The 21019-nt window shown below is 46.0% G+C and carries 13 protein-coding genes; 2 read left to right on the plus strand and 11 right to left on the minus strand.

Annotation, left to right across the window (positions count from 1 at the left end):
- Positions 1 to 533 precede the first annotated feature (533 nt).
- The 7 genes from CLV98_RS15505 to CLV98_RS15535 all read right to left on the minus strand — a co-directional run bounded on the left by CLV98_RS15505 (position 534) and on the right by CLV98_RS15535 (position 13032).
- Positions 534 to 2363, minus strand: coding sequence for an alkaline phosphatase (locus tag CLV98_RS15505; RefSeq protein WP_109675525.1), 1830 nt, complete (start codon positions 2361 to 2363; stop codon positions 534 to 536).
- Between the two features lie 125 nt (positions 2364 to 2488).
- The gene (locus CLV98_RS15510; protein WP_109675527.1) at positions 2489 to 3484 is read right to left on the minus strand and encodes an FAD:protein FMN transferase; all 996 of its coding nucleotides are present in this window, start codon (positions 3482 to 3484) and stop codon (positions 2489 to 2491) included.
- A gap of 147 nt (positions 3485 to 3631) precedes the next feature.
- Positions 3632 to 6268 carry a glycoside hydrolase family 2 protein gene (locus tag CLV98_RS15515; protein ID WP_109675529.1) on the minus strand — a complete coding sequence of 879 codons (2637 nt, stop codon included), beginning with the start codon at positions 6266 to 6268 and terminating at the stop codon, positions 3632 to 3634.
- Positions 6269 to 6504: 236 nt separating this feature from the next.
- Positions 6505 to 6837, minus strand: coding sequence for a hypothetical protein (locus CLV98_RS15520; RefSeq protein WP_109675531.1), 333 nt, complete (start codon positions 6835 to 6837; stop codon positions 6505 to 6507).
- A 251-nt stretch (positions 6838 to 7088) separates the two neighbouring features.
- The gene (locus CLV98_RS15525; protein WP_109675533.1) at positions 7089 to 8630 is read right to left on the minus strand and encodes a RagB/SusD family nutrient uptake outer membrane protein; all 1542 of its coding nucleotides are present in this window, start codon (positions 8628 to 8630) and stop codon (positions 7089 to 7091) included.
- An 11-nt stretch (positions 8631 to 8641) separates the two neighbouring features.
- Entirely contained in the window at positions 8642 to 11980 is a 3339-nt protein-coding gene (locus CLV98_RS15530) for a SusC/RagA family TonB-linked outer membrane protein (RefSeq protein WP_229203404.1), read from the minus strand.
- Positions 11981 to 12147: 167 nt separating this feature from the next.
- Complete coding sequence (locus tag CLV98_RS15535; RefSeq protein WP_211320049.1) at positions 12148 to 13032, minus strand: hypothetical protein; 885 nt, start codon at positions 13030 to 13032, stop codon at positions 12148 to 12150.
- A 290-nt stretch (positions 13033 to 13322) separates the two neighbouring features.
- On the opposite strand from CLV98_RS15535, the gene CLV98_RS15540 reads away from it, so the two are divergent.
- The gene (locus CLV98_RS15540; protein WP_109675670.1) at positions 13323 to 14174 is read left to right on the plus strand and encodes a dienelactone hydrolase family protein; all 852 of its coding nucleotides are present in this window, start codon (positions 13323 to 13325) and stop codon (positions 14172 to 14174) included.
- 553 nt (positions 14175 to 14727) lie between these two features.
- Here CLV98_RS15540 and CLV98_RS23940 read toward each other — a convergent pair.
- The 3 genes from CLV98_RS23940 to CLV98_RS15550 all read right to left on the minus strand — a co-directional run bounded on the left by CLV98_RS23940 (position 14728) and on the right by CLV98_RS15550 (position 18847).
- Complete coding sequence (locus CLV98_RS23940; protein WP_229203405.1) at positions 14728 to 14961, minus strand: transposase; 234 nt, start codon at positions 14959 to 14961, stop codon at positions 14728 to 14730.
- Entirely contained in the window at positions 14852 to 15733 is an 882-nt protein-coding gene (locus CLV98_RS15545) for an IS110 family transposase (protein WP_229203406.1), read from the minus strand. The genes CLV98_RS23940 and CLV98_RS15545 overlap by 110 nt, the downstream gene beginning before the upstream one ends.
- Before the next feature lie 618 nt (positions 15734 to 16351).
- Positions 16352 to 18847 carry a hypothetical protein gene (locus tag CLV98_RS15550; RefSeq protein WP_109675536.1) on the minus strand — a complete coding sequence of 832 codons (2496 nt, stop codon included), beginning with the start codon at positions 18845 to 18847 and terminating at the stop codon, positions 16352 to 16354.
- A 322-nt stretch (positions 18848 to 19169) separates the two neighbouring features.
- Between CLV98_RS15550 and pfkA the strand changes: the two genes are divergently transcribed.
- Entirely contained in the window at positions 19170 to 20144 is a 975-nt protein-coding gene (gene pfkA, locus CLV98_RS15555) for a 6-phosphofructokinase (protein ID WP_109675539.1), read from the plus strand.
- A gap of 101 nt (positions 20145 to 20245) precedes the next feature.
- Here the strand turns inward: pfkA and CLV98_RS15560 are convergent, their stop codons facing one another.
- Positions 20246 to 20875 (minus strand): YdcF family protein, encoded by a 630-nt coding sequence (locus CLV98_RS15560; protein ID WP_158281273.1) that lies wholly within the window; start codon positions 20873 to 20875, stop codon positions 20246 to 20248.
- Between the last annotated feature and the right edge of the window lie 144 nt (positions 20876 to 21019).

Raw genomic sequence — 21019 nt, forward strand, 5'->3', positions numbered from 1 at the left:
CGGCTAATGATCGGCCTATGCATGTCCATATGCTACAGTCATAATCATGTCGGAAAATAAAAAATCAGAAATTAATATTGTAATCGGAGCGGCATTTGGGGCTGCAATCGTAGCCGTTTATAACTTTATGAAAAAGAACCCTTAATGGGCCTAGCATCATAGCTTTGAGGCAATCTTGGGTATCAAACGATCTGTACATCGTATTCAGCACGAAGTACGATCAGCTATTAATTATTGCTATCATGGATGCAAATCTCCATTTCTATTTGGGATGAGTATATAAAGAATCGGGCTGCAAGGCCATCAAAATCGGGGGCTGTATCGATCATATGCAACCGCTTAGCCCCCTATCCAAAAAATGCCCTCGAGGAGGTGAAGTCGCATCCTCGAGGGCTGAATAAAAACCAGAGGAAAGAATTACCAATATTTTTATTGGCCAAACCGTCCTGGAGCCTTCTCAAGCCTAATTTCCCCGCACAAGGCCGGCGCAGTGCAGGGGGAAATTAGGCCCTTTCAGGGCTAGATCAGCAAGCTTATTTCTGAAGCAGTAATTTTTTAATTCTTTGGAAGATCTCCGTATTTTCATAAACCCCTCTAAAGTCCAGGCTATGGGGACCATAGGCGAACACGGGGACCATAATGGCCGTATGGTCGTTGGTACTAAATTGCCCGTCGACGTACCCCTTCTCAAAATCGCCGTCGAGCAAGGTAAGGCCTCCCGTCTCGTGGTCGGCGGTAATGACCACGAGGGTTTCGCCGTTAGTATCGGCAAAGCGTAGTGCTTCTCCTACCAACGTATCGAAATCCAACATTTCGGAGGCTACATACCCTACGTTATTGCCATGGCCACCATAGTCGATTTGAGCGCCTTCGGCCATCAAGAAAAACCCATTAGGTTCGGTCTTGAGCCGATCGACACTGGCCTTGAAGGCAGAGGAAAGGAAGTCTCCCCGTCCCTTTTGAATGGAAGTGGTTTTGGAGTCGTCAAGTAGGACGAAGGGGGCCTTCAGGCTAGGTAAGTCAGCCCAACGGTTAGAGGTTTGGAAGCCCATCAGTTGCAGAGAATCCAATACTTTCTCCCGATGAAACAGGTCATAGTTCCCTCCTATCAGGATCTCTACCGGGGAGCGTAGGTAGTCGTGAGCAATCTGCCGGTTATAGTCCCTAAACGGCTGATGGGCATAAAAGGCCGCAGGAGTAGCATCCGTAATATCTCCTGCCGAGATCAAAGCCGTTTTAACACCCTTGCTTTTTAGCATTTCGGGTAAGTTGTCCACTGCTTTAAAAGTTGCGTCGACGCCTATGCCACGGTTATGGGTCTTATGCCCGGTGGCCATAGCAGTGGCTCCTGCCGCCGAATCGGTAATATAACTATCGGCGGAGGCGGTTTTGGAAAATCCAATATTAAGTAACTGAGTAAGATTCAAGGCACCATGATTGGCCGTCAGGCCGGCGTGGATCTGAGCGAGGCCCATGCCATCACCAATCAACAATATCACATTCTTAACCCTGCTTCGTTGATCATTATTCTTATAGGTAGGGGTATATAGGCTATGAGGGACGGCGTTGGTAAACTCGGCCTTTTCTCTTCCTTTTAAATACGCTCCCAACTCCTGCACATGGTCGGTATTAATATAGTCAAGCCCCAGATTCATCAGCATTTTCCAGGGATTGACGGCGTCAGGGGTGGCCCATAGCCTAATCTTTTTCCCTTGACTATGCACCTTTTCAATCACCTCATTGACTTTCCGCTTATCCTCGTCGGTCAGCACTCCTTTGCCATTCCACTTGGAATATTTATAAAAAGCCTGGCTGATAAGCCCTACGCGCTTTAGCTGGCTAGCGGTGTAGGTTATCTCCGGACGGCCGTCATAGAGGATATAATCGGGATATTGATCAAAATCGGCGGGGGCGGGAGTGCTCCCACTGAGTACAATTTTGACGGGGCAGCCAGGAGCCGTAAGGGCCGGAAAGTTTTTCAATTCCTTTACCAGAATAGGAATGGTTAGGGCTCCATCAGTTTTGAGGTCGATCAATAGCTGTAATTCCTGATCCGAATTTTTATAAATTTTACCATGATGTTGCTGGAGTAAATCGTGGATAGGCTTCAAATAAAGGCTGATGAGGCTGCGGTCGGAACGAATATCTTTGCGGTCATGAGCCACAAAAAGACTGTCGTTCACCGCATATACATCGGCTTCTATAGAACCAAACCCTTGCTTGTAGGCCAGTTCAAAGGGGAACTGCTGTTCATAATCGTTATGAGAATGGGCGTTGGCAGGGGTATAAGTCTGGGGTGTTTGGGCCTTTAATACCGAGCTACTCAACGACAAAAGGATTAAACACAGTCGAAAAAACTTCATATGCAATTATAAAAAAGGGTGGAAAATCATCAATAAAAGGCGAAGATCGGTGTACTCCATCATATATACTTTCCTCGGGCTATTAACTAACCGTTAAGCTTTGAACGAGACCTGCTCATACACCCCTAAGGGAGTATCGTATTCCATTCTTTTACATGCCCGTTTCGGGACTCTTCTAACCACACTAGGGTATCCTTATAATACTTACGGGCATATTTCTTACCCTTACGGATACCCGTCACGCTGTAGGCGGTGGCCAACACATCGGCATCGGTGGCGTTGGGCGAGATAACCGTCGTACGCACATTGTACAACAGCCCAATCCCCGTTTTGGGATCGAGAATATGGGAATATATCGTACCATTAATCTTGAGAAAACGGTAAGTAGGGCCCGAGGTGGCTACGCCTACATGGGATAAGGTAACAGTCCCTACGGAATCACGACCCGTAGATATCGCCACGTTCCATCCTTCCTTTCCCGGAGGTGGATCGCTGATGGCTAGTTTCCCTCCAGCGTCGATCAAGGCTGCGGTAATTCCAAAGTGGCGCATCACTTCCATGCCTCGGTCGGCAGCATAGCCTTTTCCTAATCCTCCTATATCAAGGCGCATTCCTTTTTGTACCAACTTAATTCGTCGGTTCTCTTTATCGAACAGAATCTTTTTATATCCCGTACGGTCCAGGGCCTCTCGTATATCTTTTTTTTCGGGCAGGTATTCTTTCCGAACCGCCCGGCGCCATATCTGTACTACGGGCCCTAGGCTAGCATCGAAGCTACCCTTTGTTTGGACACTGAACTGCTGAGAAATCTCTAGTATCCGATATAAATCATCGCTAACATCCACCCAACGATCGGTGCCGGCGGTGGCCGATAATTTATTAATTTCACTTCCATCCCGATAATCACTCAAGGAGTCGTTGAGCTGTTGGATACGGCTAAAAACGCTGTCAGCTGCGCATTTGGCTAGACTATCGGAGCTGGCATAAAAAGTGAGTACAAAAGGGGATCCCATCATCCCTTTTTCATAAACATAACGCTGTGTCTGTGCCGAAAGGCCCGTCACCGACAGCAAAAAGGTAATTAAAAACAAGGATTTATATAGGGGTATTGCGATGCGCATCAGATTGACTCATGGTTTAGGATAGTCTTCAAAGATAACTGCTTTAGATGGCTAGAGGCAAGAAAAAAGGTTTTTAAGTCCCTAAAACGACAAAAGCCGGCTGGCGTCTTGAAACACCAACCGACTTACTACGCTGCTACAGGCAGCTTAATCTTTGATAGGAATGAACTGTTCGGATACATTCCAACCTTCCAAGGCAACCACAGGACGCTTGCTGGAAGTAGTGGGGTATTCAATCACTACCGTTTTGGACTCTCCCGGCAGGAGGGACACATAATTGTCTTCATAAAAAACCGGGAGTAACCTCTCTTTAGAATCCGAGTTGACGATAGACAGGCGGTTAAAGAAGGCCACGGGATTGCCCTTGGCATTGGTAAGCGTTACGGCCACTTTTCCTTTGGCCAACAGCTTCGTTTCAACGACAGGCTTAACGGGAGCCATAGAAGACAGGCCGCTGTATTGGCCTTCTCCGTCGGCAAGCCAATAAAAGTTATCACTCACCACTTTTTTATTGAGGTCTAATAGCCGCAACGATAAGAACATACCTTCCTTTAGGGCCTTCTCCTTAATGGCCTTGCTCAATGAAAGTATGGGGCGCACGGTGGTGGGGCCCATCTCTACAAACGACTGTCCAAGGGAAGTAGCGTTCCCCTGCATGTCGTAGGCCGTCAGGACCATCATCTGGTCGTAGGCATGCTCAAAAGAATTGTTGGCGATCATAACGGTGCTATCGGCCCGATTCAGGAAGATATGCAAGGGCTCACTTCCCGACTTCAATCCATATAAACAGGCATTCGGATCAAGATAGTAGTCGTACATCTGTCCTCTCAAAGCTGTCCAAGGGTTTTGGGTCTTCCAGATCATCATCCCTGTGTACCAGTCCCACATATGAGCGGTAAAGCCCTCCATCATCGAACGGTATTGGTCAAAGTTTACCAGCTGTGCTTTTCTACCAAAATCTTCCATATCCGCTATTTTCCCATAGGGTTGAAGATGCTGTTCGTAGCCAATGTATTTGTGGTAGGCCCATACCGGATCCACTTTCTCTTTACGAGTAAGTGGGTTATAGATGGGTGGAACCTGGTTTTCGGCGGGCAGAAAACGTTTCAATGAAACGGCATCCCCAACGCCTACCGATCCGATTTCGGAGTTGAAAGGCCATGTACGATGGCTAAAGAAACGATCGAGGGGCTGTATGCCGTAAGGGCCGTCGCCATTGCCACCCAAAAAGTTAAACGACATATCGTCGGAATTGGAATAATCGACAAACCACCGAGTTCCGTCCAACTGTGGTAATATGGAATCTCTAAGCGGGAACATGATATCCTGAGGGAGGGTGATCTCGTTGCCTCCACACCACATCGCCAATGAGGCATGGTTACGAATCATCTTGATCTGATCGGCGGCCGACTCCAGGAATAGCCCATGGTCGTCAGGGTACTGCCGCCGCACCCACTGGTCATCCTTTTTCTTGGGGTCGAGCCAACGTCCATTGCAGTCGCCCGAACCCCAAAAATCTTGCATCACCAAGAGGCCATATTGGTCGCAGGCCTGATAAAACTCTGGTCTTTCGGTAAGGGCACCACCCCATATCCGAATAAGGTTCAGATTCATATCTCTATGAAACCGTATCTCAGCATCGTAACGAGCGTCGGTAAAGCGTAACATCGCATCGGAGACAATCCAGTTGGCTCCCTTAATAAATATCTTCTGACCGTTGACAAATATCTGCTTGCTATTGGTATGGGCGTTAGTCTCCGCTTTTATTTCCCTGATACCAACCTGGAGGGTTTCCTGGTCAGACACTACTCCATTTTCTACAAATTTCAAGTCCATGGGGTATAGGTAAGCCTCCCCATACCCATGTGGCCACCATAGCTTTGGATTTTCCAGATTAAGTTCTGGCAAGTCCACCTCCATCGTACCATTGGCCTTCACAGTTACCGTCTTACTCACCGTTTTGCCGGCAATGGTATAGGATACCGTCCCCGTCACGGCAGTGGCAGTGGCGTTTTCAAGTTCGGTGCTTACGCGGATTAGGGCGGGGTTCTGGGACTCACCAGGCTTCCGTATACCAGGTACCATGGTGATCACATGAGGATTTTTAAGATTAACCTTCCCCGTTTTCTCTATGATTACCTTATCCCAAATTCCAGTATTCCTATCGCGGATAGGCTGAATCCAATCCCAGCCTGCCACGTATTGGTGGGCCACATTTTTGGCAATACGGCCGTCACCGCCCTGACCTCCATTGGCCTCCCCTACTACGTCGGGAGGGAACACGATCACCGCCAGGCGGTTGGATCCATTTTTCTGAAGCGCCTCTGTGATGTTATAGCTTCTGCGCAGGAACATCCCTTCAGGCCTTTCTTGGGTTATTTTTTTTCCATTTAAGTATACTTCAAAACTATAGTTCACTCCACGAAAGTGAAGATATACCTGTTCGCCCGCTTTCGCTTGCTCAGTGAAGTCTTTGACAAACCAGTAAGTATAAAAGTCGTTGCCCGTATCAAAGATATCTGGAATTTTTTCGTTGTTTAACCCAAAGAAGGGATCCGGTATCTCCTTATTTTCTAATTGAGTCGTTAGGACAGTACCAGGTACAACGGCCGGCTTCCAGCTTTTAAGAGAATAGCCAGGTTGTGATATTTTAACTCCTGAGTCCTTTACCTTCTCGATGGGGCTACCAAACCAGCCTTTATTGAGCTCATAACTGTTCTGAGCCATAGCCGGAATAGCCAAAATGTGCAAAACCAAAAATAAATTGGCAAATAATAATTTCATTAGAATTTTATGTAGTGGATACGATATATGGACAAATATATAGTAAGCACTTCTAAAATTTAAAGCAGAAGGTTATTTTATTAAATTTTTATAAAACAATAAGGATATTATTAAATTTTAATAAAAAAGAAAACAAAAGATCACTGTCTTAGCGAAAAATCAGGATTACTCCCCGACCAAGATGGGCCCGCTTGATATAGCAAAAGGAGTAAAATCGGCCGGTTCCATATGAGCCACTAATCTCCTCTATTTTCTTCCAAATCATTATGATTATCGCCTCCTAGGCTGTAGTAATTATTTTCTTCGTCTTCATTCCCAATTATTTCATCGGCATCGTCAAGCTCGGCGCCGGGCACATCCAGATCGTCGCCAACAAGGTCTTGCTCGAAATCTTTTTCATTCCAAGCATGGGGGTTTTCCTTCTTCCATTTTTTGAGATGGTCCGTATCTTCAGGATCGATCTCGCGCTCTACCAAGCCCCTATTGTATACATCATCTTTTGAGGGGTAAAGGGGATATCCTTCAAACTCTTCTTTCTCTTCTTTCTTATTTTTATCTGAATTCTTCATGATTCCATTTAGTTTATTTTTATAATCAATATAAAGATACCTATTTCCGGATAGACCTGTTCAACCGTTTACATGAATTGCACAAGCGCCTTGAGGAATAAGTATGTTAGTGGGGCGTCCTACAAAATACGTGCCTAAGCCCAGGCAACAGCGGAAATCCTAGGGCCCCAAATAAATAGAGGCCGCCTTATTGGGGCGGCCTCTGGACATCGTCACGTCATCGTAAAATTGGGCTTTGATTGCCCTCCGACTCAGTAACCATCATTCTGATACATCCTTACGGGGTCTAGTTTGAATTCGTCGAAAGGAATTGGATAGTACCGGTCTTTTGGACCAAAATTACTTAGTTTGGCAATCCCGTAATCCGCTTGGTTCTTAGCCTTAAAATAGGCCACCAATTCGGCCGTGGTAAAATTACGGAGCAGATCGTACCAGCGGTGGTTTTCGAAGGCCAGTTCTACCCGGCGCTCATGCAAAATGGCCAGCTTGAGGGAGGGATACGCCACCTTATATGCGGCATTTTGAATAGAAACTTCATAAGTAGGCATACCAGCACGCTCCCTTACCTGATTGAGGAAACCGATGGCCGCTACATCATCTCCCAGCTGCATATTTACTTCTGCCAACATCAGGATCACGTCGGCATAGCGAATCAGGATCCAGTCGTTACCCCCATAGCCATTGGTACCTGCAGCGGCACTGTTATCCCGGTACTTGGTAATAAAATAGTCCTTTACAGTAGCACTTTCGGCGTATTTGATCGAAAAATCTTTACGCGCATCTCCAGACTCATAGTCGTTTACCAGATCGGGCTTTACATTCCCACCCAATCCATTGCTAGCAAATAAGGAATTGATGGTTTCGCCCTTCGCCTGGTTATTACGTGCAATAGAGGAAGAATAGTTGATATCACCCTGTTTATAAACGATCTGAAAGATCAGTTCGGGACAGGTCGTTTTTTTGGCTACGTCGAAGACATCCTGGTAAGGGATTTCCTTGAGCTGGCCAAAGCTCCTCATATTATAGGCGGCGGTCAAATATTTTTTTGCCTCGGCCAAATACGCGGCCTTATTGCTTCCATCCAAGGTAGCGGCCATCGTCAGATACACCTGTCCTAAGAGGGCATTCCCAGCGGCCAGCGATACACGCCCTTTGTTATTAGCCGAGGGCAGGTTTTCCAATGGGCTGGCGACTACCTCTTGCAAATCGGCTACAATTTGCTGGTACACTACCGATTCTTCTGCCCTGAATGTAGCCTCTTCTACCTCTGTAGTAGTTTTGAACGGCACCGTTACCAAGGGTACAGCCCCCCATTTACGCACCAAATGAAAATAGATAAGCGCTCTTACAAACTTGGCTTCGGCTACGTACTGAGCCTTTAGGTTGGGAGTAGTAAAAGTCACCTTTTCTATTCCTTCCAAGACCTGATTGGCCCGTGATACGCTTTCATACAAGGCTACCCAGTGATTTTTCAGGTAGGCATTGCTAGGCAGCAGCGAGAAGTCATTGAATTGGAACGGCTCTCCAGAGCTGGACTGGTTGTCATTCCGACCCGTATTATCCGACCTCTCTTCGAAGAACATTCCAGAATTTTCTCCAATACTATTACTACTTCTTAAAGACTGATAGATGCCGTTCACCCCTAATAGAACATCATTTTCATTCTTATAATAGGTAGAACTGGCCACTGCATTGGGATCTTGCAGGTCTATAAAGTCAGAAGAACAAGCGCCAAACGTCATTAACATTGCGCTTAGCCCAATGCGTAACAGGTTATTTTTTATGGTATTCATGTCGATAGATCTTAAAAGGTAATTTTTGCGCCAATACTATAGGCCCTGGCCAATGGATACTTCCCGTAGTCGACTCCTGGAGTCAGGTTGGCTCCGTCGTTATAATCCACTTCCGGATTATAACCCAAATATTTGGTAACCGTAAAGGCGTTATCCACGCTGGCGTATATCCGGAGATTACTCATCGCTCCTTTGGTATATTGGGCTATCTGGGGGAGATTATACCCTAGGCTGATATTGGTACAACGAAGGAAAGAACCATCTTGCAAATAGAAAGTCGAAAGACGGGTACTATTGCTTTGGGTTCCCCCGCGCGAGGCTCGGTATACTTGGCCATTACCAGGTTCGGCTTCCGAACGATATCGGTTGACCACCTTTTTATATTGGTTTCCAGAAGCCTCCATATTGAATAGATAATAATCTTGCCCGTCCAAAACCTTGTTTCCATAAGACCCATTGAAGGAAGAGGTAAAATCCAGCTGCTTATAGCGCGCCGATAGTCCAAAACCATAGGTGAATTTGGCATGAGGGCTACCAATGACCGTTTTATCGCTATCGTTCACGACTCCATCCCCATTAACATCTTCGAAATAAATATCTCCCGGTTGAAGTGGATTAGTAGATGAAGCCGATCTAGCTGGCCCTTTAAGCACATAACCATCGGGAAACGACTGAGTAGAAGCATTGTAGTTGGCATTATCTATAGCCAAGTTTTCCATGTCGGAAGCTCTCACCATACCCTTCACCTTGAATCCGTAGAACATCCCGATAGGCTGGCCTTCTTCAGTAATATGTGTTTTGTAGGATCGTTCCGCCCCATTTGTAATGATGGTGCTGGCACCTCCCATGTCCAAAACCTTATTGCGGTTAATGGAGATATTACCATTCACGTTGACAGTCCAATCTTTAGTAGATACCACCCGTGCATCCACCTGCACATCTAACCCTTTGTTTTCTACTTTAGAATTCCTCAGGTTGGTTAGGATGCTAGAGGATCCAGAGATAGCAGAAATAGGCTGATCGAACAGCAAATTAAAGGAACGGCTAATGTAATAGTTGGCAATAATAGAGAGTCGGTCGTTGAGCAAACCTAGGTCAGCCCCAAAGTTAAACTGAGAGGTCGATTCCCAGCCCAGGTCCTGATCTTTGATCCCCTCGGCCCACATGGCGGTATTGACCGTTCCGTTTCCAAATACCACACCTCCTGGAGTGGCCATGGTTTGAAGGAACCGGTAGTTACCTATATTATTATTACCACTAAGCCCCCAGCTGGCTCTTAGCTTTAGGGTAGAGGATTTCCCTAGCCAATCGCCGTAAAACGACTCATTAGAAAGGTTCCAACCGGCCGACACCGACGGGAAATTACCCCAGCGATTATTAGGTCCAAAGCGTGAGGAACCGTCGGTACGGAAGGAGGCAGTAAGATAATACCGGCTATCATATTGGTACATGACCCGAGCCAAATAGGACAACAAGCTCCAGTTGACTTTCCCTGTTCCCGAATTCAGACCAAAAGCTGTGGCGTCGGCACCTTTGGCGGTAATTTCTTCGATATTATCGTTTTGAAAACCACGGGCAGTAACCGAAATCACATCCGATGAATTCCTTTGAGCGGTATAACCAGCTAAGGCTGAGATACGGTGATCCCCAAATTGTTTATTATAATCGAAGGTAAATTCAGCCATTTGGTCCACCTGATTCTGCGTCTGAGCCACGGCATATGCCGCTGCTATAGCCTGCGGTGAACCGGGAGGGTTTGCTGAGCTCGACAGACTAGTAGGCTGGTAAAACTCGTACTTCTCCTGATACGTCTGAAGTCCTAGATTAACTTTGAATTTTAAGGCGGGAAGGATCTCATAGGTAACAAACCCATTATAGGTTCCTCGCAATCCGTTCCTGTTAATATGTGTTTCGGTGGCCAAAGCTATGGGATTTTCTATGGTTTGATACCCAAAAGCGGAACTTAGCGACGCCGCCTCATTTTTGGCCAAGGAACCATCTTCATTATAAGCCTTAAAAATTGGCATGTAGATTAACGCTCCAAGGATAGGCCCTTGATTAAAACGACCCTCTCGCACCTCTTTGTTTTTATTGGAAGTAAAGGCCAAATTGGCTCCAACTGTCAGCCGTCGATTAACTTGTCCATCGATATTGGCCCTAAAGTTGTACCGATCTTGGCCGGTTCCTTTCATAATCCCTTCCTGAGACAAATACCCACCACTCAAGGCGTAACGAACGCCATCCTTGCCACCACTAAACGAGACATTATGACGTTGTACCACTGCGTTTCTGTACAGTTCATCTTGCCAGTCCGTATCATATTGGGGCTTAATCATCTGCTGGGTAGACAGGTCATACAAGTCAGTGGGTATACTCACGGCACTAGCCGAGCCAACGTTTTTGATACGTGTCGCATTGTCGTCACTGAACATGCCATCATTCCAAGCTTTACCCGAATTGACCATCAAATCGCGATAAGTATTGTTACGGGCATCGATCAATAATTGTGTAAATTCAGAAGCGTTAAGTAAGTCTACCTTATGGGCTAATTGATGCACACCAAACTGATAGTCATATTCCAAGGTCCCTTTACCCTCCTTACCTCTTTTGGTCGTGATCAACACCACACCGCCAGCGGCTCTTGAGCCATATATGGCCGCCGATGCGGCATCCTTAAGGATGTCTATCGATTCTATATCATTGGGATTGATAAATATATCGGTACCGGCCGGATAGCCATCTACGACATAAAGGGGATCGGAGCTGGCATTCACCGAACCGACACCCCGTACCCTGATTTTGGTACCTACATAGGGCGCCCCACTGACCTGGGAGATTTGCACCCCAGCTACTTTCCCTACCAATGCTTGGCCGACTGTAGGGGTGGTCAGGTTTAGCTCCTTGGCCTTCACGGAGGAAATAGCTCCTGTCAAATCACTCTTCCGTAAGGTCTGATACCCTACTGCCACTACCTCATTGAGCATCATAGCGTCGGGCTTAAGCTGAATCTCTAAGAGGCTACGCTTAGTTACTTGAACCTCTTGGGTGATGTACCCTACAAAAGAGAATACCAAGGTCGCTCCCTCCATAACTTCAATAGAAAACTTCCCTTCTTGGTCGGTAACTGTACCTGTATTGCTGCTTTTGGCGAGGATGGTAACCCCTATCAAAGGATCCCCATTCTCGTCCAACACCCTCCCACTTGTAAGGTCGGCCTTTGAACTCATTGACGCCGCATTCATCGTCGAACGCTCGGCCGCAAAGGCATATGCTTGGAGCTTGCTACCTGGCATCAATACCAGCATGCTCGCCACCGACGTATGCAACATTGCAAATAGAAATTTTCTCATAGTAGTGAGTTAACTTTGATTGTAATAAAACAATATAAAATAGTTTTTAAAATACACCCTATCTCTCACAGAACCGTGATTAATAGAAATAGCAAAACTATTTTCCTGGTATTACCTCAAAGCGAAATCACTATTACCATTTTGTAAATATTTTAATAAATGGTCGACTATTGGGGCCCCACAAAATGAACATTCTGACGACGAGACGAGGTTACCGCTACAGCAGGCCTACCCTCAAAAGCGGCTATATATCCCTCCAATTCGTCGGGACGATCGCCATCTAAAACCTGAATAATATGCTGTGTCCCTGAGGCAATAGACTTCTCCAGATCCAAAAAGGTAAGTCTCCATTTTCTTCCTTCGATTTGATTTTGAATTAGTACCAGCACTTTACGCTCCACATCATAATGGAGATTTTGCACCCAAGGGCCACAGGTAAATTGATATGCCAACACGCCATCTTCCGAAGTCTTGCTGGCCTTACTAAGCTTTTCTGGATCATAAAGCCTCACCTGGTTTCCAGCATCGCCATAGTCCGAAGTGGCGACATACCATTTACCCTGATACTGGACGTATTCGGGCCTTGTTCCTTGAATACAGGCGTCGTCTTCAATGGTATTAATAAGATTAGCATCCAGTTTTTTGATCGTCAATAGCCCCTGCCAATCGACACGATATATCACAGCCCTCCATTTGGTCCCCTCAGCATTGAGCCGAATGCTGTTGCCTATGAAGGTAGGCAGGCCAGTATGAAAGGCAAGACCAGTCGGGTGGTTGATGAGGTCTTCGCCTTGTACCGTTAGTAAAATCTCATTTTGTGTATAACGTAAGGTGTCGCTATCTGGAATATATTCCCGAATTACCCCTACCTCACGGTCGCCATAGAGGTACACTTTACCGTTAATACGCGCCACTCCTTGGCAGGCCCCAAGGGCATCTACTGAATAGGATTGTACGATGTTCAACTTATCAGCAGGGGCCTGGGCCATTGCACAGCCCGAGCTAGCAAGCAGGGCGATGGTCATTAATTTTTTATAGAAATAAAACCGCATATGAGATGGATGGTTTAAGTATCGAGTGGCTCAACCTCCTCAAGAGGCAATACCATAAATGGTGGGTTGAGTGGTCGAAAAATAGAAATAAGCTCTAATACGGCACAAAATAAACGGCTCTTTGGTGTTATTCACCCACCGAAATAATAACTTAATAAAATCTTCTTATTGCCCCCCTCGTAATTCTTAAGGAACATTTCTACCTCCAACCCAGTATGCCTTTTAATTATGGTTATATTCACCTGTTCATTCAAAAAAAAAACTATTTCACTCTTAAACAAAATCGAATCATGTATCAGAAATTTTTGCTACTACTGGCGGCTCTGGGCTTAAACGCCTATACAGTCCATGAACCAACTACAAGTACCATTTCGCTCCCCATCTGTCATACGACCGTCAACGACATGGCCAGCATGGCGGCAGATCCCAATTTCCAGATGCTGCATGAGCTACCGGCACCTTTTCGCTATCAGGGACAAGGAGAGACCGTTACGTTTAAGACGCCAGATGGGAAAATGGGGTCCGGATTCCTTATAAAATCGGCAAAAAAATCGAACAAATGGTTGTTTGTTTACCAGGAATGGTGGGGGCTTAACGATCATATCAAGCAAGAATCGCTCAAGCTCTATCAGGACTTGGAAGGGGTCAATGTATTGGCCCTCGATATGTACGACGGCCAAATCGGCACGACTCGGGAAGAGGCCGGCAAGCTCATGCAAGCGGCCTCTAAAGAACGCCTCGAGGCTATTACCGAAGGTGCCTTCGCCTATGTAGGGCCCAAGGCCAAAGTCGCTAGCATCGGTTGGTGTTTCGGAGGGATGTTGTCCCTTCAAAATGCCATCATCGGTGCCGACCAGGTGGTAGGTTGTGTGATGTACTACGGCCGTCCAGAGCAGGATATCAGCCGCCTCAAAAAACTACCCGTAGATGTACTCGGGATTTTTGGAAGCCAGGACCAGGGAATAAGCCCGGAGGTAGTCGCCAAATTCGAGCAAGATATGAAGACGGCTAACAAAAAGTTAACGGTAAAAATGTATGATGCTGTACATGGCTTCGCCAATCCCAGCAACCCCAAGCACGATGCCGCCGCCACTGCCGATGCCTACAAGCTCAGCTTGGCGTATTTGAAAAGTAAGTTTTAGGACGTTGGGGATTAGGGGTCAGGGGTTAGGGGTTAGGGGTTAGGTGGCAAACTGAAAATGCTTGCAATTTACTCATTGAATTGGAAGTAAATTGCAAGCATTTTTTTGGCTGTCGTTGGTGTTCAAGTGTAGCGGGCTAGCGGCTGTAAGCTGTAAGCAATAGGCTATCGTTGGTGTTCAAGTGTAGCGCACGGGCGGCTGTAGGCTCTAAGCTGTCAGCAATAAGCCTTCGTTACTGTTTAAGTGTAGCGCGCTAGCGGCTGTAAGCTCTAAGTTCTAAGCGATAGGCTATAAGCAATAGGCTGTAAGCAATAGGCTGTCTTTACTGTTCAAGTGTAGCGGGCTAGCGGCTGTAAGCTCTAAGCTGTAAGCGATAGGCTATAAGCAATAGATTCTGTGTTGGAAACCTATAAATATTTTATTTTTTAATACCTTTGTTTTGAAGGCGGCTCCGAGCCAGCCAGTATAGCATGTTTACGCCTTTTGTGCTGACATGCTATTTTTCTGCTCTGCCTTTTTGCTTTCGTATGATTTGTCATAGCTTGTTTTTGTCTTATATAGCGTATAGGCTAACTCTAATAATTTTCTTTGGACAGCTATCAATGCTTTCATCGCACCGGCGACCCGGCTTTATACCTTGCTTACTGACGATTCTCACAAACATATTTCTGAAATTATCATCCCATTTTACGGCTGCCATTGAAGGCAAATACATTGCCTTTCTTAAACTTCGGTTTCCTTTTTTTGATATCCTCGGCTTGCTTTTTACCGAAGTTCCTGATCGCACGGGCGCCCCCGTGTTTCTCTTTCACGTCAAAGCCCGCATAGCTGGTTAGTTGCTTCTTGTTTCGTATCAAATCAAAGCCATTTGTTTCTGCCAAAATAATAACAGCCGTCAATTCTCCGACACCTGGAATACTACTGATAATCTCTACCTCCTTTTTCAGTTCAGCATGCTTGTTGACTATCTGTTCTATATCTCCTTTAATTTCTTTTTCTTGCTTGTTGAGAAACCTGATCCGCTCATTCAATCGCTCTAAACTCCGCTCATGCGGCTCCGCCTCCTGACTTTCAGCATGTAATTGGTTCTTTACCGCAGAGCGCTCTAAAACTACCTGATCACGCTCTCTAGTAAGTTGTTGGAGGCTTCGATACGTTTTTTTAGGGCGTGTCCAATTGTCTAGCTTTCGCTCTAATCCAAATCTAGCGATAGCCTCAGAGCAGCTTTTATCAGTAATTGTTTTAACCTCCAAGGTCCTGATATAATTGCTAATCTTGTTGGGTAAAATTATGCTTAAAGCACAACGATTATCATCCAGAAAATAAGCAAACTTCTGATGATAAACTCCTGTGGCTTCCATCACAAACCGTACTTCTGAGTCGGAATCTGTAAACTTTTTAGTCCACGCGAGCAAAGACGAAAAACCCTTCTCGGTATTCCTAAAAACTTTATGACCATACAATTCTATACTCAAATCTTCCAGCAGCCGACCTAACGTAACCACTAATTCTTTCTGAGCCACATCTACGCCCAATACTTGTTTCAAAGCTCTCATCATTCTATAAGTTAAGGGTGAATATAAAGTGATGAATCTCCCTTAGTCTTGTCTCCTGGTTGGATATTCTGGATCTTGAGCAATACTCAATTCCTTACATTCTGTTCAGACTCGAAAAGATGAAAAAGGATGAGGCAATTTCTATAGCACAATATACTTCATGAGTTATTTAGGCTTTAATCCACTCTCACCCTTTTATCACTTTATCCTACAAATTTAACCTTTATCCACCCGCTTGAATTAACTTTGTAAACATAGGAGGCTGTAAGCAATAGGCTGTCTTTACTGTTCAAGTGTAGCGCAGCTTTAACTGTGCGACGGCACCACGTTTAACTATTAACCTTTAACCCCGCGGCGGCCGCTTTTAATCCCTAACCCCTAACAACCTAAAACCTAATATAGGCTGTCGTTACTGTTCAAGTGTCGCACGCTAGCGGCTGTAAGCTCTAAACAATAAGCCTTCGTTGCCGATCAAATGTAGCACACCTTTAACCGCCCTGCTGCCGCATTTAACCTTTAACCTTTATCCGCCCGGCGGCCGCTTTTAATCCCTAACCCCTAACAACCTAAAACCTAATATAGGCTGTCGTTACTGTTCAAGTGTCGCGCAGCTTTAACCGCCTAATCCCTACCCACCTCACTCTCTTTTCTTTTCAATTCGGCGTATACTGCTCCTACTAAGAGCAAAACCAATAGGATAGAACTTGCCAAATCTATTTTACTACCTATTTCAATGGAGATGGGCTTGAAACGGAATGTGATGGTATGCTTCCCTGCCGGTACCCGTAAGGCCCGTAGGACATAATCGGCCCGTATCATTTTGGCTGGTTGTCCGTCTATATCTACTTGCCACTCGTCGCGTACATTATAATAAATCTCCGGAAAAATGGCCAGACCTTCCACCGCCGACTGGGACTCATAGACGAGCTCATTAGGTTTATAAGTTATCAGACTTATTTTGGCGGTAGAGTCGGCCTGTAATTTCAGCCCCTGTAGGTTTTCGGCAAAGCGTTGATCCACTACGGCTACACGGTTCGGTTTTAAGGAATCCAGAGCCTTCATTTCGGCATCGGCATTGGGGACTATCTTGACTGAATCGACAAACCAACCGTGCCCATAGGCATCAGGATTTTGCTGCGCTACTTTATTTCCCTGTTGGTCGACCGAAATAATGTATTTGGCATTAAGCATATTGAGGATTCCCGGATTGGGGTTGGCCTTAGCGATTTGCCTTTCAAACAATTCCTGATAACGGCGCATTTTGGCACCATGATATCCGCCTAGTGATTTATGAAAATAAGACGCTGCCGCACTCTGAAACGGGGAAGTGGACAGATCCAAGACCTTAAAATTGGGGTCGGTATCCTGCAAAATACGGGTATCGGCTGCCGATGGAGCCAGAGATGCCTCGGCGGCAAACTTGCTAACAAAGTCATCATTGTTCAGATAACGTTTGTCAACCCCAAACATATCGACCACCATCAGGAGCAAAAAAATCATATAAACTAGGATGGGCTTGGCCTTCTCTTTCATCCAAAGCCAAACCAAGCCAGCAGCAAATAGAATCAGGATGAGACTACGGAAGGCATCGGCCTTCATCATCCCAATTCGGTCCTGAACGATAGAATTGAGCAACTGTTGAGCGAAGCCCTTATCCTGGGTACTTTGTTCGAAAGAGGCTAATACCTGGGCGTCATTGGGTGAACGAAAGTCAAAAAACACGGTGGGCATTACGGCAAAAAGCAAGCAAAGGCCAGCAGTGACACCTAGCGCAATCAAGAAAGGCTTTTGCAGCTGGGGCCAACTTATTTTCTTTTGAGCCAGCTGCACAAGTCCCATCACGGCCAGTATGACCATTAGCAACTGCGCAAGGGCTAGCACCATGGTAATAGCCCTAAATTTGTTAAATAAGGGGAAGTAATCGAAGAAAAGATAATTTACAGCCGAAAAGCTACTCCCCAAGGCCCAAATCAGGTAAAGTACAATCATAGAAAGCGCCCAGTACTTCAGAGATTTGCGGCTTATTAAAAATCCTAAAAGGCTTAGAAAAACAACGATAGCACCTGCGTAAATAGGCCCACCAACGATGGGCTGCGCTCCCCAGTACAAGGGCAAGGCCTGGACAACATTTAGAGAGGTCGCAGCATCGACACCCCGGCCAGTGAGTGTTTTATAGGTTTCGGAAGAGGCATCAAGAGAGCCATTGGAGGCTCCCCCATAGGCATTGGGCACCAGCAGGGTGAAGAGTTCGCCCCAGCCATAGCTATAAGAAAAGGCATATTCTTTATCAAGCCCCGTTTGGGTGGGTGTTGTTTGAGCGCCATTGGATACACTTAACTCTGGCTTTCCACGAATGGTCTCTTTGGTATAGTCGTAGGCATTCCACAGACGAGTCGTATGCGACCCTAGGGCTACCAGAGCGGCCAAGGCCAATCCGGGCAGAATCAACTTCAGCTTCCCGCCTTCTCCGGTTTTAGAAAGCCGGACGCTCTCGAAGGCTACCAATAGTAAGATACTCAATCCAAGGTAATAGGTAATTTGGACATGGTTAGCATATAGTTCTAGGGATAAAAACAAGGCCGTTACTGCGGTACCGACCAGCCAGTTTTTCCTAAAAGCCAGTAGCACACCTGCCAATACCCCCGGTGCGTAATAAATGGCGATCATTTTGGAGACGTGCCCGGCTTCTATACTTACCAAATTGAAAGAAGCAAAGGCAAAAGCTATAGCTCCCAAGGCGGCCAACCAAAGATTAGCCCCTAAAACCAAAAACAAGACATAAGCACTCACCAGGCCGATGAGCAGATAGTTGGCAGGAGCTGGCAGGAGCTTGTTGACGGCCTGCCCCATTTTGGTGGGCAGACTTGTCGGATAGTCGGTTCCGATCAAAAATGCGGGCATCCCTCCAAACATACTATTGGTCCATGCCGACCACTCGCCCGTTTTTTCGTGGTATTGCATCACCTCCCTCGAGGCTGCCTTTGCCTGGACGTCGTCGTATTGATTCAATTTTTTACCTTGCAATACGGGCGACACATAGGATATCGAAAGGAAGATAAAGCCGATGACGGCCACAACATGCGGCCACAGCCGACTCCAAGATAGGGTATTTTTCATACTAAAATTTAATATTAAGGGAAAACCTAAGGTTTAGAGTGATGGATAGGTTATTGATTTAAGATTCAATTCGGTTAATAAGGGCAAAAATACATGGTTTCATGGAAACCTTTGGGTATTAAATTTTCATTAACATTCACAAATATATAAGTAATAATAAGGCCATGAACCGTTCAAATGATATCCACTTCTGGTATTTTTTTAGCAGAATTAAAGAATAGGTCGCAGATTTTAACAAAATACCAGATAAATTTGTGGAACTTGTGCTTTATAGCTTCAAAACAACACGAAAGAGTTTTATTAGTAGTAACCCAAAATATAGATGAAAAGAATTGGAGTTTTTACCTCAGGAGGTGATGCCCCTGGTATGAATGCCTGCATCCGTGCCGTAGTTAGAGGTGCCGTGTACCATGGAATTGAGGTCTATGGTATCCGTCGCGGATACAATGGAATGATATCGGGCGACGTGTACAAAATGGAATCCCATTCGGTGAGCAATATTGTACAACGTGGTGGTACGATTTTAAAATCGGCACGTTCTATGGAGTTTATGACTCACGAAGGTCGTCAGAAGGCCTACGACAAGTTAATGGAACTAGGCATAGAAGGCTTGGTGGCCATAGGTGGTAATGGGACCTTTACTGGAGCTCAATTATTTTGTTCGGAATTCGGAATTCCAGCAGTTGGAGCCCCCGGAACCATCGACAACGACTTATACGGGACCGACTATACCATTGGATTCGATACGGCTGTCAACACGGCTTTGGACGCTATTGACCGGATACGGGATACTGCGAGCTCTCATGACCGAATCTTCTTTATAGAAGTTATGGGCCGTGACTCCGGGTACATTGCCGTACAATCGGGGATTGCCGGAGGAGCAGAGCTCGTAATGGTACCTGAAGTACTTACGCCCATATCGGAGGTGGTTGACACCCTAAGACAAGGATGGAGCCGTTCGAAGTCGTCGTCGATCATCATCGTGGCCGAAGGTGACGAGGAGGGCGGAGCCGTAGAAGTAGCAGCCAAAATCAAAAAAGAGGTGGATGAAGACGCCGACATACGTGTAACGACCCTAGGACATACCCAGCGTGGAGGACCTCCTTCGGCATATGACCGTATCCTCGCTAGCCGTCTCGGACTGGGTGCTCTTGAAGGGCTTATAGCAGGCCAACGCAATGTTATGGCCGGAATCATTAATAACGAATTGGTATATACTCCTTTTGAGGATTGTATACGGTTGCCAAAGCCTATCAATGAAGATTTGATGCGTATGGTAAAGATCCTCAGCGTGTAGGATACGAGAAACTCTAAGGTGGTCAAAGATAGCTCCCACTGATACAGAACCTGTACCATGGGGAAGGCTTCTTTTGATCACTAGCGGAATGGGGCTGGAGCCTAGCAATAGCCCACCAGGTGATATACGATATAGCCTATCCATTCCCGCCATAGCGTAGTAAATGGCCCCATTACACTGGCTTCGGGCAGGAGGGTATTTCTTAATCCGAAAGAGAAATCACCACCATAATAATCGGCTGGAAAAGGGTCTACTTGTAGCCCCACCTTTTTAAAACAAGCCATAGCCCTGGGCATATGGAAGGCTGATGTGATCAGAACATAGGATTGATTGGGGAAAAAATTATCTAATAAAGCCTTAGTATACAAGGCGTTTTCCCTGGTATTCCGGGCCTTTTCCTCCAACAAGATATCTGAGGGTTCTACCCCCCATTTGACGAGTAGCTCTTTTACTTGTCTCCCCTCCCCTCTTCCTTGCTCCTTAATCCAGTTTGCATTGGCTCCTGTAATCACTATTTTGTTAATCTTGCCGCTTTCATAAAGCAAATATGTCTGCAAGAATCGGTCTCCATGCTCCCCTACGCCCAGGTGGTCGGTACGATAGGTGGACCAGTTGATTAGCCCACCCGTTAGCAAAACGCCGACCTTCTGAGAAGAAGGCAGATCATCGATATTGCGGGCCTCAGGCTCCCAAGCATTATAGGCTTTATTGACCAAACTACGATTCGACATCAGTATTAAAATCATTAAGCTGGATATCAGAAAGCCTCTTTTCCTCGTTTTTTTAGGACCCCAGAGCCCCATTACTAAGAGCACCAAGGCAATAGTGAATGGCATTAAGAAAAAATCAATCGTTTTAGAAAGAAAATAAAACAT

The sequence above is a fragment of the Dyadobacter jejuensis genome, assembly GCF_003149085.1.
In the GTDB taxonomy this organism is placed as follows: domain Bacteria; phylum Bacteroidota; class Bacteroidia; order Cytophagales; family Spirosomataceae; genus Dyadobacter; species Dyadobacter jejuensis.

Bases quoted from the DNA above. Each gene is read 5' to 3' on its own strand.
- CLV98_RS15525 (WP_109675533.1), bottom strand. From the start codon at position 8,630: ATGAATACCATAAAAAATAACCTGTTACGCATTGGGCTAAGCGCAATG.
- pfkA (WP_109675539.1), top strand. From the start codon at position 19,170: ATGAAAAGAATTGGAGTTTTTACCTCAGGAGGTGATGCCCCTGGTATG.
- CLV98_RS15520 (WP_109675531.1), bottom strand. From the start codon at position 6,837: ATGAAGAATTCAGATAAAAATAAGAAAGAAGAGAAAGAAGAGTTTGAA.
- CLV98_RS15545 (WP_229203406.1), bottom strand. From the start codon at position 15,733: ATGATGAGAGCTTTGAAACAAGTATTGGGCGTAGATGTGGCTCAGAAA.
- CLV98_RS15510 (WP_109675527.1), bottom strand. From the start codon at position 3,484: ATGCGCATCGCAATACCCCTATATAAATCCTTGTTTTTAATTACCTTT.
- CLV98_RS15550 (WP_109675536.1), bottom strand. From the start codon at position 18,847: ATGAAAAATACCCTATCTTGGAGTCGGCTGTGGCCGCATGTTGTGGCC.
- CLV98_RS15515 (WP_109675529.1), bottom strand. From the start codon at position 6,268: ATGAAATTATTATTTGCCAATTTATTTTTGGTTTTGCACATTTTGGCT.
- CLV98_RS15540 (WP_109675670.1), top strand. From the start codon at position 13,323: ATGTATCAGAAATTTTTGCTACTACTGGCGGCTCTGGGCTTAAACGCC.
- CLV98_RS15560 (WP_158281273.1), bottom strand. From the start codon at position 20,875: ATGTCGAATCGTAGTTTGGTCAATAAAGCCTATAATGCTTGGGAGCCT.
- CLV98_RS15505 (WP_109675525.1), bottom strand. From the start codon at position 2,363: ATGAAGTTTTTTCGACTGTGTTTAATCCTTTTGTCGTTGAGTAGCTCG.
- CLV98_RS15535 (WP_211320049.1), bottom strand. From the start codon at position 13,032: ATGCGGTTTTATTTCTATAAAAAATTAATGACCATCGCCCTGCTTGCT.
- CLV98_RS15530 (WP_229203404.1), bottom strand. From the start codon at position 11,980: ATGAGAAAATTTCTATTTGCAATGTTGCATACGTCGGTGGCGAGCATG.